This is a genomic window from Kosakonia sp. HypNH10 (assembly GCF_029850615.1).
Classification (GTDB): Bacteria; Pseudomonadota; Gammaproteobacteria; order Enterobacterales; family Enterobacteriaceae; genus Kosakonia; species Kosakonia cowanii.
This window is the reverse complement of the sequence record NZ_JAOTIU010000001.1, coordinates 773150-788351: the sequence shown is the minus strand read 5'-3', so window position 1 is coordinate 788351 and position 15202 is coordinate 773150. Positions and strand designations below refer to the sequence as shown.

Here is a 15202-nt window from a genome sequence, read left to right as displayed (position 1 = left end):
AAGCATAACAATGCTTAAGGGATCACGATGCAGAACGGCGCAATGAAAGCCTGGCTGGACTCTTCTTACCTCTCTGGGTCTAACCAGAGCTGGATAGAACAGCTCTATGAAGACTTCTTAACCGATCCTGACTCGGTAGATGCGAACTGGCGATCTATGTTCCAGCAGTTACCAGGTACCGGAGTCAAACCGGATCAGTTCCACTCCAAAACGCGTGATTACTTCCGCCAGCTGGCGAAGGACGCTTCACGTTACTCCCCCTCGATTTCCGACCCCGATACCAACGTTAAGCAGGTCAAAGTCCTGCAGCTCATTAACGCCTACCGCTTCCGTGGTCACCAGCATGCGAATCTCGATCCGCTGGGATTATGGCAGCAGGAGAGGGTCGCCGATCTCGATCCCGCATTCCATGACCTGACCGAAGCCGATTTCCAGAACAGCTTCAATGTCGGGTCATTTGCTATCGGCAAAGACACTATGCCGCTGGGCGAGCTGCTCCATGCGCTGAAAGAGACCTATTGTGGCTCCATCGGCGCGGAGTACATGCACATCACCAGCACCGAAGAGAAACGCTGGATCCAGCAGCGCATCGAGTCGGCCACCGGTAAATCCAGCTTCTCGGCAGAAGAGAAAAAGCGCTTCTTAAGTGAACTGACCGCCGCCGAAGGGCTGGAGCGCTATCTGGGCGCGAAATTCCCGGGTGCGAAACGCTTCTCCCTTGAGGGTGGCGACGCGCTGGTACCGATGCTGAAAGAGATGATCCGCCACGCCGGTAAAAGCGGCACCCGCGAAGTAGTGCTGGGCATGGCGCACCGTGGTCGTCTGAACGTGCTGGTTAACGTGCTGGGCAAAAAGCCGCAGGACCTGTTCGACGAATTTGCCGGTAAACATAAAGAGCATCTCGGCACCGGCGACGTGAAATACCATATGGGCTTCTCGTCCGACGTTGAAACCGAAGGCGGCCTGGTTCACCTGGCGCTGGCGTTTAACCCGTCGCACCTTGAGATCGTAAGCCCGGTAGTTATCGGTTCCGTGCGCGCGCGTCTCGATCGCCTCGACGAACCGAGCAGCAACAAAGTGTTGCCGATCACCATTCACGGTGACGCAGCGGTCGCAGGCCAGGGCGTGGTGCAGGAAACCCTCAACATGTCCAAAGCCCGCGGCTATGAAGTGGGCGGCACCGTGCGTATTGTTATCAACAACCAGGTGGGCTTCACCACGTCGAACCCGCTGGATGCGCGCTCTACGCCGTACTGTACCGATATCGGTAAAATGGTGCAGGCACCGATTTTCCACGTTAACGCGGACGATCCGGAAGCCGTAGCTTTTGTGACCCGCCTGGCGCTCGATTTCCGTAATACCTTCAAACGCGATGTCTTTATCGACCTGGTCTGCTACCGCCGTCACGGCCATAACGAAGCCGATGAGCCGAGCGCAACCCAGCCGCTGATGTACCAGAAGATCAAAAAGCACCCGACGCCGCGTCAGATTTACGCCAGCCGTCTGGAGCAGGAAACCACCATCGCCGCGGAAGACGCCACCGAAATGGCTAACGTCTACCGCGATGCGCTCGACGCCGGTGAGTGCGTGGTCGCTGAATGGCGTCCGATGAATATGCACTCCTTCACCTGGTCGCCGTACCTCAACCACGAGTGGGATGAGAGCTACCCGAACAAGGTGGAGATGAAGCGCCTGCAAGAACTGGCGAAGCGCATCAGCACCGTGCCGGACGCGATTGAGATGCAGTCCCGCGTAGCGAAAATCTACGCTGACCGTCAGCTGATGGCGAACGGCGACAAGCTGTTTGACTGGGGCGGCGCGGAAACTCTGGCTTACGCCACGCTGGTGGATGAGGGCATTCCGGTGCGTCTCTCCGGTGAAGACTCCGGGCGCGGCACCTTCTTCCATCGTCATGCGGTGGTGCACAACCAGACTAACGGTTCGACTTACACCCCGCTGGCACATGTGCATAACAGCCAGGGCGCGTTCCGCGTCTGGGACTCCGTGCTGTCGGAAGAAGCGGTACTGGCGTTTGAGTATGGCTACGCCACCGCTGAGCCGCGCACGCTCACTATCTGGGAAGCGCAGTTCGGCGACTTCGCCAACGGTGCGCAGGTGGTTATCGACCAGTTCATCAGCTCCGGCGAGCAGAAGTGGGGCCGTATGTGTGGCCTGGTGATGCTGCTGCCGCACGGCTATGAAGGGCAGGGCCCGGAGCACTCCTCCGCGCGTCTGGAGCGCTATCTGCAACTCTGCGCCGAGCAGAATATGCAGGTTTGCGTGCCGTCGACCCCGGCGCAGGTTTACCACATGCTGCGTCGTCAGGCGCTGCGCGGTATGCGCCGTCCGCTGATTGTGATGTCACCGAAATCTCTGCTGCGTCATCCGCAGGCGGTCTCAACGCTTGATGAGCTGGCAAACGGCACCTTTATGCCGGCGATTGGCGAAGTGGACGATCTCGATCCGCAGGGCGTGAAACGCGTTATCCTCTGTTCGGGTAAGGTTTATTACGATTTGCTGGAACAGCGTCGTAAGAACGACCAGAAGGATGTCGCGATTGTCCGCATCGAGCAGCTCTATCCGTTCCCGCACCAGGCGGTGCAGGAAGCGCTGAAGCCGTACGCGCATGTGCATGATTTTGTCTGGTGTCAGGAAGAGCCGCTGAACCAGGGCGCATGGTACTGCAGCCAGCATCACTTCCGTGATGTGATTCCGTTTGGGGCAGGTCTGCGTTACGCAGGTCGCCCGGCCTCCGCCTCTCCGGCGGTGGGATACCTCTCCGTTCACCAGAAACAGCAACAAGATCTGGTAAATGACGCGCTGAACGTCAATTAATTAAAGGATAAATAATGAGTAGCGTAGATATTCTTGTTCCCGATCTGCCTGAGTCCGTTGCTGACGCGACCGTTGCAACCTGGCACAAAAAACCAGGCGATAGCGTTAAACGTGATGAAGTGCTGGTAGAAATCGAAACTGACAAAGTGGTACTGGAAGTGCCGGCGTCAGCGGACGGCATCCTTGATGCCGTGCTGGAAGAGGAAGGCACAACCGTTACCTCCCGCCAGATTCTGGGCCGTCTGAAAGAGGGCAACAGCGCAGGCAAAGAGAGCAGTGCTAAATCTGAAGAGAAAGAGTCTACACCGGCGCAGCGTCAGCAGGCCTCGCTGGAAGAGCAGAACAATGATGCCCTGAGCCCGGCGATCCGTCGCCTGCTGGCCGAGCACAACCTGGAAGCCAGCGACATCAAAGGTACCGGTGTTGGTGGTCGTCTGACCCGTGAAGATGTTGAGAAGCATCTGGCGAAAGGCCCGGCGCAGAGCGCTGCACCAGCGGCAGCTCCGGCTGCTGCCAGCACCCCGGCTCCGGCCCCGGCTGGCCGCACCGAAAAACGCGTTCCGATGACCCGCCTGCGCAAACGCGTAGCCGAGCGTCTGCTGGAAGCGAAAAACTCCACCGCCATGCTGACGACCTTCAACGAAGTCAACATGAAGCCGATTATGGATCTGCGTAAGCAGTACGGCGACGCGTTCGAGAAGCGTCACGGCATCCGTCTGGGCTTTATGTCCTTCTACGTCAAAGCGGTGGTTGAAGCGCTGAAACGCTACCCGGAAGTGAACGCTTCTATCGATGGCGATGATGTGGTTTACCACAACTATTTCGATGTCAGTATGGCTGTTTCCACGCCGCGTGGCCTGGTGACCCCGGTGCTGCGCGATGTCGACACCCTCGGCATGGCAGATATCGAGAAGAAAATTAAAGAGCTGGCGCTGAAAGGGCGCGACGGCAAGCTGACCGTGGAAGATCTGACCGGCGGTAACTTCACCATTACCAACGGCGGCGTCTTCGGCTCGCTGATGTCCACCCCGATCATCAACCCGCCGCAGAGCGCGATCCTCGGCATGCATGCCATCAAAGATCGCCCGATGGCGGTTGATGGCAAGGTTGAGATCCTGCCGATGATGTACCTGGCGCTCTCTTACGATCACCGTCTGATAGACGGCCGTGAGTCTGTGGGCTATCTGGTCGCCATCAAAGAGCTGCTGGAAGATCCGACCCGTCTGCTGCTGGACGTGTAGTCGGCCAGGGCCCGGCGGATGCCGGGCCTGAAGTCATCACCTGACTGTGGGCGGATCCGGCAAACAGGGCACCCCGACCCGCAGACACCCTGATAATGATTACCTGAAGGATGGATAGAACAGATGAACTTACATGAGTATCAGGCGAAACAGCTTTTTGCCCGGTCAGGTCTGCCGACTCCGGTTGGATACGCCTGTACTACCCCGCGTGAAGCCGAAGAAGCGGCATCGAAAATTGGCGCAGGCCCGTGGGTCGTAAAATGCCAGGTTCACGCAGGCGGCCGCGGTAAAGCGGGCGGCGTAAAAGTGGTGAACAGCAAAGAAGAGATCCGCGCATTCGCGGAGCACTGGCTGGGTAAACGCCTGGTAACCTACCAAACAGACGCTAACGGCCAGCCGGTTAACCAGATTCTGGTTGAAGCGGCGACCGATATCGACAAAGAGCTCTACCTGGGCGCAGTGGTTGACCGTAGCTCGCGTCGCGTGGTGTTCATGGCCTCCACCGAAGGCGGTGTTGAGATTGAGAAAGTGGCGGAAGAGACCCCGCACCTGATCCACAAAACCACTATCGATCCGCTGACCGGCCCGATGCCGTATCAGGGTCGTGACCTGGCGTTCAAACTGGGTCTGGAAGGTAAGCAGGTTCAGCAGTTCACCAAAATCTTTATGGGTCTGGCGACCATTTTCCTTGAGCGCGACCTGGCGCTGATCGAAATCAACCCGCTGGTGATCACTAAGCAGGGCGACCTGATCTGCCTCGACGGCAAACTGGGCGCTGACGGCAACGCACTCTTCCGCCAGCCGGATCTGCGCGAAATGCGCGACCAGTCTCAGGAAGACCCGCGCGAAGCACAGGCTGCGCAGTGGGAGCTGAACTACGTTGCTCTCGACGGCAACATCGGCTGCATGGTTAACGGCGCAGGCCTGGCGATGGGCACCATGGACATCGTTAAACTGCACGGCGGCGAACCGGCTAACTTCCTTGACGTTGGCGGCGGCGCGACCAAAGAGCGCGTAACCGAAGCTTTCAAAATCATTCTCTCCGATGAGAACGTGAAAGCCGTTCTGGTTAACATCTTCGGCGGCATCGTGCGCTGCGACCTGATCGCAGACGGCATCATCGGTGCAGTAGAAGAAGTGGGCGTGAACGTGCCGGTAGTGGTACGCCTGGAAGGTAACAACGCTGAACTGGGTGCCAAGCGCCTGGCTGACAGCGGCCTGAATATTATCGCAGCGAAAAGTCTGACGGATGCAGCACAGCAGGTTGTTGCCGCAGTGGAGGGGAAATAATGTCTGTTTTGATCGATAAGAACACCAAAGTTATCTGCCAGGGCTTCACCGGAAGCCAGGGTACATTCCACTCCGAACAGGCGATTGCCTACGGTACGCAGATGGTTGGCGGCGTAACGCCAGGCAAAGGCGGCACCACGCACCTCGGCCTGCCGGTCTTCAATACCGTGCGTGAAGCGGTAGAAGCGACCGGCGCGACCGCAACGGTTATCTACGTTCCGGCTCCGTTCTGCAAAGACTCTATCCTCGAAGCGATCGACGCAGGCATTAAGCTGATTATCACCATCACTGAAGGTATCCCGACGCTGGATATGCTGACGGTGAAAGTGAAGCTGGATGAAGCCGGCGTGCGCATGATCGGGCCGAACTGCCCAGGCGTGATCACCCCAGGCGAGTGCAAAATCGGCATTATGCCGGGCCACATCCATCAGCCGGGTAAAGTCGGCATCGTTTCCCGCTCCGGCACCCTGACCTATGAAGCGGTTAAACAGACCACAGATTACGGTTTCGGTCAGTCCACCTGTGTGGGCATCGGCGGCGACCCGATCCCGGGCTCTAACTTTATCGACATCCTGAAACTGTTCCAGGAAGATCCGCAGACCGAAGCGATCGTCATGATCGGTGAGATCGGTGGTAGCGCGGAAGAAGAAGCCGCAGCTTACATCAAAGAGCACGTCACCAAACCGGTTGTTGGCTATATTGCCGGTGTTACCGCGCCGAAAGGCAAGCGTATGGGCCACGCAGGCGCCATCATCGCAGGCGGTAAAGGTACGGCGGACGAGAAGTTCGCCGCACTGGAAGCTGCTGGCGTGAAAACCGTGCGCAGCCTGGCCGATATCGGCGACGCTCTGAAAACCGTAATTAAATAAAAAAACCATCGCTCCCCCTTGCAGGGGAGCAGCGCAATTCGACATGGTTGGCCGCTCCTGGAGCGGCCTTTTTTATTGCCCGTGTCTATACGTAGTAAAAAAGCGCGGCAGGCAGGGGAGGGCGTATGCGGCATTATCCCTCGACCTGAAAGCAAATTATAAAAGTTATGAATAATAGCGCTCAGCCTCGCCTTTTAATGATGGTTATTTTTAATGATAACGAAGCGGTGTTAATTATATTAATTGGATAAGTGAAATATTTGTAAAATCAATATGGGAGTAGTTGGGAAGTTTCACTTTGGACTCGCGTACTTTTCCTGTTTTAACTTACCGCGTAAAGTAACCTGCCTTTCTTCGCTTTATCCGTCAATTGATAACCATAAATTGCGTTACAGTAAACATATTATTAACACTGTTTTTACCCGCCGGACACCTTAAATACAAAATTAACACCGTCAATAATAAATGATTTAAATCAATATTTAAAAGCTTGGAAAAGCGGTCAAAACTAGTTAAATTGTCGCCGATCAAATTGACCGCGAAGTGCAAAGTTGGGGATTAATTGATCGCCGTCGTAAAACGTAAAACATAATCAATAAATGCTTTTTATTGTTAGGGTTTTGCGGAGTAATATATTCGCGAGATCAATTCGAATTTTTTATTAACCTGGTTGTAACTTTTTTTATTCATTGTCCCGACATTTGGGAGAGTGAATAAAACAGTGCAGCAAATTTGTATTGGGGCATGCGTGTGAACCTTCGCTAACGGGGGTTTACTCTCGGAGTCTTCATGCGATGAGCAAGGAGTCATGATGTTAGATATAGTCGAACTGTCACGCTTACAGTTTGCCTTGACCGCGATGTACCACTTTCTATTTGTGCCGCTGACGCTTGGTATGGCGTTCCTGCTGGCAATTATGGAAACGGTCTACGTCCTCTCCGGCAAACAGATCTACAAAGATATGACCAAGTTCTGGGGCAAGTTGTTTGGGATCAACTTCGCGCTGGGCGTGGCGACCGGTCTGACCATGGAGTTCCAGTTCGGGACTAACTGGTCTTACTATTCTCACTACGTTGGGGATATTTTCGGTGCGCCGCTGGCCATTGAAGGTCTGATGGCCTTCTTCCTCGAATCCACATTCGTGGGTCTGTTCTTCTTCGGTTGGGATCGTCTGGGCAAAGTTCAGCACATGGCGGTAACCTGGCTCGTTGCTCTGGGCTCCAACTTGTCCGCACTCTGGATCCTCGTCGCCAACGGCTGGATGCAGAACCCTATCGCCTCTGATTTCAACTTCGAAACCATGCGTATGGAGATGGTGAGCTTCTCTGAACTGGTGCTTAACCCGGTTGCGCAGGTGAAATTTGTGCACACCGTGGCTTCCGGCTACACCTGCGGCGCTATCTTTATTCTCGGTATCAGCTCCTACTACCTGCTGCGCGGTCGCGACGTTGCCTTTGCGAAACGCTCCTTTGCTATCGCAGCCAGCTTCGGTATGGCGGCAATCCTCTCTGTTATCGTGCTGGGTGATGAGTCCGGTTACGAAATGGGTGACGTGCAGAAAACCAAACTGGCGGCCATCGAAGCGGAATGGGAAACCCAACCGGCTCCGGCAGCGTTTACCCTGTTTGGTATTCCGGATCAGGATAAACAAGAGAACAAATTCGCTATCCAGATCCCGTTTGCGCTCGGCATTATCGCTACCCGCTCTGTCGACACGCCGGTTATTGGCCTGAAAGACCTGATGGTGCAGCACGAAGAGCGTATCCGTAACGGCATGAAAGCGTACCAGCTGCTTGAACAGCTGCGCTCCGGCTCTGCGGATCCGGCGGTACGTGAGCAGTTCAATAATGTGAAGAAAGATCTTGGTTACGGCCTGCTGCTGAAACGCTATACCCCGAACGTCACCGACGCAACGGAAGCGCAGATCCAGAAAGCGACCCAGGACTCTATTCCACGCGTTGCGCCGCTCTACTTCGCCTTCCGCCTGATGGTTGCCAGTGGCGTGCTGATGCTGCTGATTATCGGTATCTCCTTCTGGACGGTGATCCGTAACCGTATCGGTGAGAAGAAATGGCTGCTGCGCGCCGCGCTGTATGGCATTCCGCTGCCGTGGATTGCGATCGAAGCAGGCTGGTTTGTGGCGGAATACGGTCGTCAACCGTGGGCGATTGGTGAAGTGCTGCCGACTGCCGTTGCCAACTCCTCATTGACCGTCGGCGATCTGCTGTTCTCAATGATTCTGATTTGCGGCCTTTATACGCTGTTTATGGTGGCCGAAGTGTTCCTGATGTTCAAATTTGCTCGCCTTGGGCCGAGCAGCCTGAAAACAGGTCGCTATCACTACGAGCAGTCCACCGTGACTACTCAGCCGGCACGCTAAGACAGGAGTCGTGAAATGATCGATTATGAAGTATTACGTTTTATCTGGTGGCTGCTGGTGGGCATTCTGCTGATCGGTTTCGCCGTCACCGATGGCTTCGACATGGGCGTCGGCATGCTGACCCGCGTGTTGGGGCGTAGCGACACCGAGCGCCGCGTGATGATTAACTCCATCGCGCCACACTGGGACGGCAACCAGGTATGGCTTATCACTGCTGGTGGCGCGCTGTTCGCCGCCTGGCCGATGGTCTACGCGGCAGCCTTCTCCGGCTTCTATGTAGCGATGATCCTCGTGCTGGCCTCACTCTTCTTCCGTCCGGTTGGCTTTGATTACCGTTCGAAAATTGAAGACGTGCGCTGGCGCGGCATGTGGGACTGGGGCATCTTCATCGGTAGCTTCGTGCCGCCGCTGGTGATTGGCGTAGCGTTCGGTAACCTGTTGCAGGGCGTACCGTTCCACCTGGATGGCGACATGCGCCTCTTCTATACCGGTAACTTCTTCCAGCTGCTGAACCCGTTTGGTCTGCTGGCCGGTGTAGTGAGTGTGGCGATGATCCTGACCCAGGGCGCGACCTACCTGCAAATGCGTACCGTTGGCGAACTGCACCTGCGCGCACGCGCCACGGTACAGATTGCAGCCCTGGTGACGCTGGTCTGCTTCGCGCTGGCCGGTGTCTGGGTGGTGTACGGCATTGACGGGTATGTAATCACCTCTGCGATGAATCACCATGCGGCCTCAAATCCGCTGACTAAAGAAGTTGCGGTACAGGCGGGTGCCTGGCTGACCAACTTCAACAATACTCCGGTATTGTGGGCGATTCCGGCGCTGGGCGTAGCGCTGCCGCTGCTGACTATCCTGACTGCGCGTCTGGATAAATCAGCCTTCGCCTTTGTCTTCTCGTCCCTGACGCTGGCGTGCATCATTCTGACCGCAGGCATCGCGATGTTCCCGTTTGTCATGCCTTCCAGCACCATGCTGAACGCCAGCCTGACAATGTGGGATGCGACCTCGACGCAGCGCACGCTGAACCTGATGACCTGGGTTGCTGCGGTATTCGTACCGATCATTCTGCTCTACACCACCTGGTGTTACTGGAAAATGTTCGGTCGTATTACCAAAGAGCAGATCGAAAGCAACACCCACTCTATGTACTAAGTAAGGAGCTAAATATGTGGTATTTCGCCTGGATTTTAGGAACGCTTCTTGCCTGTGCTTTTGGTGTGATCACCGCGCTGGCGCTGGAACATGTTGAAGCAACCAAAGCCGGTCAAGAAGAACATTGATGGATAAGGTTATCGCAAAGCTCTATGCGGTAATGGACAAGGGCCCGTTACGGGCCCTTTCCTTAATAATGGCGCTGCTGCTGGCAGGGTGCATTTTCTGGGACCCGTCGCGCTTTGCGGCGAAAACCAGCGAGCTTGAGATCTGGCATGGTCTGCTATTGATGTGGGCCGTTTGCGCCGGTGTGATCCACGGCGTCGGTTTTCGTCCTCGCGCGCTGCACTGGCAAGGGCTGTTTTGCCCGCTGATTGCCGATGTTGTGCTGCTTGCAGGTCTGCTTTTCTTCTTCTTTTGAATAAGAAATATCCGCTATCCCGATGGGCTTGCAAAAGCCCATAAATTTTTACTCTCCGTTTACCACAACCCATTCCAAAGCACCTTGCCCGCGCGTATAGTAGCGAAGTTTAAAAGCTCTAACCTTTTGCATTACCGGGATGTAAAGTGAATACAACGCTGTTTCGATGGCCGGTTCGTGTCTATTACGAAGATACTGATGCCGGTGGTGTGGTTTACCACGCCAGCTACGTTGCTTTTTATGAAAGAGCCCGCACCGAGATGCTGCGCCACCATCACTTTAGCCAACAGGCTCTGCTGGCAGAGCAGGTCGCGTTCGTGGTGCGCAAAATTACGCTGGAGTATTTTGCACCCGCCCGACTCGACGACATGCTCGACGTCCAAACGGAAATTACATCAATGCGTGGAACGTCAATGGTGTTCTCGCAGCGGATCGTCAACGCAGAGAACAAAGTGCTGAACGAAGCTGAAGTGCTGGTTGTCTGTGTTGATCCACTCTTAATGAAGCCTCGTGCGCTTCCCAAGTCTATTGTCGCGGAGTTTAAGCAGTGACTGACATGAACATCCTTGATTTGTTCCTGAAGGCGAGCCTTCTGGTCAAACTTATCATGTTGATTTTGATTGGTTTTTCAATCGCATCCTGGGCAATCATTATCCAGAGAACCCGCATCCTCAACGCCGCAGGGCGTGAAGCGGAAGCGTTCGAAGATAAGTTCTGGTCCGGCATTGAACTCTCTCGTCTCTATCAGGAAAGCCAGGGCCGTCGCGATAATCTGAGCGGCTCTGAACAGATTTTCTATAGCGGTTTTAAAGAGTTTGCCCGTCTGCATCGCGCCAACAGCCACGCGCCGGAAGCGATTGTTGAAGGTGCCTCCAGGGCGATGCGTATCTCGATGAATCGCGAACTGGAAAGCCTCGAAAACCACATTCCTTTCCTCGGTACCGTCGGTTCCATCAGCCCTTATATCGGTCTGTTTGGTACCGTCTGGGGGATCATGCACGCCTTTATCGCGCTGGGCGCGGTAAAACAGGCGACGCTGCAAATGGTTGCACCGGGTATCGCCGAAGCGCTGATTGCGACCGCTATCGGCCTGTTCGCGGCAATTCCGGCGGTGATGGCCTACAACCGTCTGAACCAGCGCGTCAATAAACTGGAACAGAATTACGACAACTTTATGGAAGAGTTCACGGCTATTCTGCATCGCCAGGCGTTTGCCAGCAGCGACAGCAATAAGGAGTAAGCCATGGCCAGATCCCGTGGGCGGAGCAAGCGTGCCCTGAAGTCCGAAATCAATATTGTGCCGCTGCTCGACGTGCTGCTGGTGCTGCTGCTGATCTTTATGGCAACGGCGCCCATCATCACCCAAAGCGTCGAGGTCGATCTGCCGGATGCGACGGATTCTCAGACCGTCAGCACCAATGACGATCCTCCGGTCATTATTGAAGTTTCCGGTGTCGGGCAATACAGCGTGGTGGTAGAGAAAGATCGTATGGATCAGCTGCCGCCGGAGCAGGTTATTGCGGAGGCGCAGCGTCGCCTGCAATCCAATCCGAAAACCGTGTTCTTAATCGGCGGGGCGAAGGACGTGCCGTACGACGAAATCATTAAAGCGCTGAACCTGTTACATAGCGCGGGTGTGAAATCGGTTGGCTTGATGACGCAGCCTATCTGATCACCGGCTTAACAGGCGGACAGTTTTTGGGAACCGAGAGTGTCAAAGGCAACCGTACAAAACGACAAGCTTAAGCGAGCGATACTCATTTCAGCCGTGCTGCACGTAATTCTGGTGGCGCTGCTGATCTGGAGTTCGTTCGATGAGCATATTGAAGCGTCGGCGGGCGGCGGTGGCGGCTCGTCGATCGACGCCGTAATGGTCGATCCTGGCGCGGTAGTGGAGAACTACAACCGCCAACAGCACCAGCAATCGAGCGCCAAACGCGCGGAAGAGCAGCGTGAAAAACAGGCGCAGCAGCAGGCGGAGGAGATGCGTGAAAAGCAGGCCGCCGAGCAGGAACGTCTGAAGCAGGTAGAGAAAGAGCGTCTGCAAGCGCAGGAAGCGGCGCGCGAACAGGCTGAACAGCAGAAACAAGCGGAAGAAGCGGCTAAGCAGGCGCAACAGCAGCAGAAACAGGCTGAAGAAGCGGCAGCGAAAGCAGCCGCTGACGCGAAAGCCAAAGCGGATGCGCAGGCGAAAGCAGCGGAAGAGGCGGCGAAGAAAGCCGCAGCGGACGCACAGAAGAAAGCGCAGGCGGATGCAGCCAAAGCCGCCGCCGATGCACAGAAGAAAGCCGAAGCGGAGGCCGCGAAAGCCGCCGCTGACGCACAGAAGAAAGCCGAAGCAGAAGCCGCGAAAGCAGCCGCTGATGCGAAGAAGAAAGCGCAGGCGGAAGCGGCTAAACAGGCTGCTGCTGAAAAAGCCGCAGCCGAGAAGGCCGCCGCCGCTGAAAAAGCTGCCGCAGAGAAGGCCGCTGCCGCAGAGAAAGCCGCAGCGGAGAAGAAAGCCGCTGCAGCGGAAAAAGCAGCAGCCGAGAAGAAAGCGGCTGCGGAAAAAGCCGCCGCTGAGAAGAAAGCTGCCGCCGAGAAGGCCGCCGCCGATAAGAAAGCGGCTGCCAAAAAAGCCGCAGCAGAGAAAGCCGCCGCCGCTGAAGGCGTTGACGATCTGTTTGGCGATCTCAGCTCCGGTAAGAATGCACCGAAAACGGGCGGCGGAGCGAAAGGCAACAATGCAGCGCCGGCGGGTTCGGGTAACACTAAGAACAACGGTGCATCCGGAGCCGATATCAGTAACTACGCAGGGCAGATTAAAACGGCGATTGAGAGCCGCTTCTATGATGCATCCTCCTACACCGGGAAGACCTGTACGTTACGTATCAAACTGGCTCCTGATGGGACGCTGTTAGATATTCAGTCTGAAGGGGGCGATCCGGCGCTCTGTCAGGCCGCGCTGGCCGCGGCACGACAGGCGAAAATGCCGAAGCCACCAAGTCAGGCTGTGTATGAAGTGTTCAAAAATGCGCCGCTGGACTTCAAACCTTGAGGTACACTTTCCTCGCGATCCCGTGAGGAAAGTATGCGAAGGCGGTTCCAACGCGGGTAGTTTTGTCTTATTGGTTTGTTAAAATTCTGCTAAATTATCGCGGGTTTTTTGCCCGGATAAGGGAGATATGATGAAGCAGGCATTACGTGTTGCATTTGGTTTTTTGATGCTGTGGGCAGCGGTGCTGCATGCAGAAGTACGTATCGAGATCACCCAGGGGGTAGACTCGGCACGCCCGATTGGCGTTGTGCCGTTCCAGTGGGCAGGCCCAGGCGCTGCGCCTGAGGACGCTGGCGGTATCGTTGCGGCGGATCTGCGCAACAGCGGTAAATTCAACCCGCTGGACCGCTCCCGTTTACCGCAGCAGCCGGGCACCGCGCAGGAAGTGCAGCCCGCTGCATGGTCCGCGCTCGGTATTGATGCGGTCATCGTAGGTCAGGTGACACCGAATCCTGATGGCAGCTACAACGTCGCTTACCAGCTGGTCGACACCGGCGGCGCGCCGGGTACCGTGCTGGCGCAAAACTCCTTCAAAGTGAACAAGCAGTGGCTGCGTTATGCTGCCCATGCCGCCAGTGACGAAGTATTCGAAAAGCTGACCGGTATTAAAGGCGCGTTCCGTACCCGTATCGCTTATGTCGTTCAGACCGCGAACACTCAGTTCCCGTACGAACTGCGCGTCTCTGATTACGACGGCTACAACCAGTTCCTCGTCCACAAATCGCCGCAGCCGCTGATGTCCCCGGCCTGGTCCCCGGACGGTTCAAAAGTCGCGTATGTGACCTTTGAGAGCGGTCGTTCTGCGCTGGTTATCCAGACTCTGGCTAACGCCAGCATTCGTCAGGTAGCTTCGTTCCCGCGCCACAACGGCGCACCGGCCTTCTCGCCGGATGGCACCAAGCTGGCGTTTGCCCTGTCAAAAACCGGCAGCCTGAACATCTATGTGATGGACATCGGTTCCGGCCAGATCCGTCAGGTTACCGACGGTCGCAGCAACAACACCGAACCAACCTGGTTCCCGGACAGCCAGAACCTGGCCTTTACCTCTGACCAGGCCGGTCGTCCGCAGGTTTACAAAATCAATATCAATGGCGGCGCAGCGCAGCGTATCTCCTGGCAGGGTTCTCAGAACCAGGATGCGGATGTCAGCAGCGACGGTAAATTTATGGTGATGGTTAGCTCTGACGGTGGTCAGCAGCACATTGCTAAACAAGATCTGGAAGCGGGTGGCGTGCAAGTTTTGTCGTCAACGTTCCTGGATGAAACGCCAAGTCTGGCACCTAACGGCACTATGGTCATCTACAGCTCTTCTCAGGGGATGGGCTCCGTGCTGAACCTGGTTTCTACAGATGGGCGTTTCAAAGCGCGTATTCCGGCGACTGATGGACAGGTTAAATTCCCTGCCTGGTCTCCGTATCTGTGATAATAAATAAATATTAAAGGAATCAAAGAAATGCAACTGAACAAAGTGCTGAAAGGCCTGATGCTGGCTCTGCCTGTTATGGCAATCGCTGCATGTTCTTCTCACAAGAACAACACCAGCGACCAGAGCGGCGAAGGCATGATGGGTGCCGGCACTGGCATGAACGGTAGCGGTAACATGTCCTCTGAAGAGCAGGCGCGTCTGCAGATGCAGCAGCTGCAGCAGAACAACATCGTTTACTTCGATCTGGACAAGTACGACATCCGTTCTGACTTTGCAGCGATGCTGGATGCTCACGCTAACTTCCTGCGTAGCAACCCGTCCTACAAAGTGACCGTAGAAGGTCATGCTGACGAACGCGGTACCCCGGAGTACAACATCTCCCTGGGCGAACGTCGTGCTAACGCCGTTAAAATGTACCTGCAGGGTAAAGGCGTTTCCGCTGACCAGATCTCCATCGTTTCTTACGGTAAAGAAAAACCTGCAGTACTGGGTCACGACGAAGCGGCTTACGCTAAAAACCGTCGCGCCGTACTGGTTTACTAAGAGAA

14 protein-coding genes are annotated in these 15202 nt (G+C 55.7%); all 14 read left to right on the top strand.

Going from position 1 to position 15202, the window contains the following annotated elements:
• Window positions 1-27 precede the first annotated feature (27 nt).
• The 14 genes from sucA (at window position 28) to pal (ending at window position 15197) form a co-directional block, all read left to right on the top strand.
• Entirely contained in the window at window positions 28-2835 is a 2808-nt protein-coding gene (gene sucA / locus N7V53_RS03860) for a 2-oxoglutarate dehydrogenase E1 component (RefSeq protein WP_279792196.1), read from the top strand.
• Window positions 2836-2849: 14 nt separating this feature from the next.
• Window positions 2850-4076 carry a 2-oxoglutarate dehydrogenase complex dihydrolipoyllysine-residue succinyltransferase gene (odhB, locus tag N7V53_RS03855; protein ID WP_023478231.1) on the top strand — a complete coding sequence of 409 codons (1227 nt, stop codon included), beginning with the start codon at window positions 2850-2852 and terminating at the stop codon, window positions 4074-4076.
• Between the two features lie 123 nt (window positions 4077-4199).
• Window positions 4200-5366, top strand: coding sequence for an ADP-forming succinate--CoA ligase subunit beta (gene sucC / locus N7V53_RS03850; RefSeq protein ID WP_034811760.1), 1167 nt, complete (start codon window positions 4200-4202; stop codon window positions 5364-5366).
• Window positions 5366-6235 carry a succinate--CoA ligase subunit alpha gene (sucD, locus tag N7V53_RS03845; RefSeq protein ID WP_023478233.1) on the top strand — a complete coding sequence of 290 codons (870 nt, stop codon included), beginning with the start codon at window positions 5366-5368 and terminating at the stop codon, window positions 6233-6235. Before sucC ends, sucD begins: the two co-directional genes overlap by 1 nt.
• An 811-nt stretch (window positions 6236-7046) precedes the next feature.
• Window positions 7047-8615, top strand: coding sequence for a cytochrome ubiquinol oxidase subunit I (gene cydA, locus N7V53_RS03840; protein ID WP_023478219.1), 1569 nt, complete (start codon window positions 7047-7049; stop codon window positions 8613-8615).
• A 15-nt stretch (window positions 8616-8630) separates the two neighbouring features.
• A complete protein-coding gene (gene cydB, locus N7V53_RS03835; RefSeq protein WP_023478221.1) occupies window positions 8631-9770 on the top strand; it encodes a cytochrome d ubiquinol oxidase subunit II in 1140 nt (379 codons plus the stop codon).
• Window positions 9771-9784: 14 nt separating this feature from the next.
• Window positions 9785-9898, top strand: coding sequence for a cytochrome bd-I oxidase subunit CydX (gene cydX / locus N7V53_RS03830; RefSeq protein ID WP_071789428.1), 114 nt, complete (start codon window positions 9785-9787; stop codon window positions 9896-9898).
• Window positions 9898-10191: a cyd operon protein YbgE gene (gene ybgE, locus N7V53_RS03825; RefSeq protein ID WP_023478215.1), complete on the top strand. Its 294-nt coding sequence runs from the start codon at window positions 9898-9900 to the stop codon at window positions 10189-10191. Before cydX ends, ybgE begins: the two co-directional genes overlap by 1 nt.
• 146 nt (window positions 10192-10337) lie before the next feature.
• Window positions 10338-10742, top strand: a complete 405-nt coding sequence (gene ybgC / locus N7V53_RS03820; protein WP_034811764.1) for a tol-pal system-associated acyl-CoA thioesterase — start codon at window positions 10338-10340, stop codon at window positions 10740-10742.
• Window positions 10739-11431 (top strand): Tol-Pal system protein TolQ, encoded by a 693-nt coding sequence (gene tolQ / locus N7V53_RS03815; protein ID WP_023478229.1) that lies wholly within the window; start codon window positions 10739-10741, stop codon window positions 11429-11431. Before ybgC ends, tolQ begins: the two co-directional genes overlap by 4 nt.
• 3 nt (window positions 11432-11434) lie before the next feature.
• Window positions 11435-11863, top strand: a complete 429-nt coding sequence (tolR, locus tag N7V53_RS03810) for a colicin uptake protein TolR (protein ID WP_023478226.1) — start codon at window positions 11435-11437, stop codon at window positions 11861-11863.
• A 39-nt stretch (window positions 11864-11902) separates the two neighbouring features.
• On the top strand, window positions 11903-13228 hold the full coding sequence (gene tolA / locus N7V53_RS03805; RefSeq protein ID WP_034811770.1) for a cell envelope integrity protein TolA: 1326 nt from the start codon (window positions 11903-11905) through the stop codon (window positions 13226-13228).
• 130 nt (window positions 13229-13358) lie between these two features.
• On the top strand, window positions 13359-14651 hold the full coding sequence (gene tolB, locus N7V53_RS03800; protein ID WP_023478234.1) for a Tol-Pal system beta propeller repeat protein TolB: 1293 nt from the start codon (window positions 13359-13361) through the stop codon (window positions 14649-14651).
• 30 nt (window positions 14652-14681) lie between these two features.
• A complete protein-coding gene (gene pal, locus N7V53_RS03795; RefSeq protein ID WP_007373922.1) occupies window positions 14682-15197 on the top strand; it encodes a peptidoglycan-associated lipoprotein Pal in 516 nt (171 codons plus the stop codon).
• Window positions 15198-15202 lie beyond the last annotated feature (5 nt).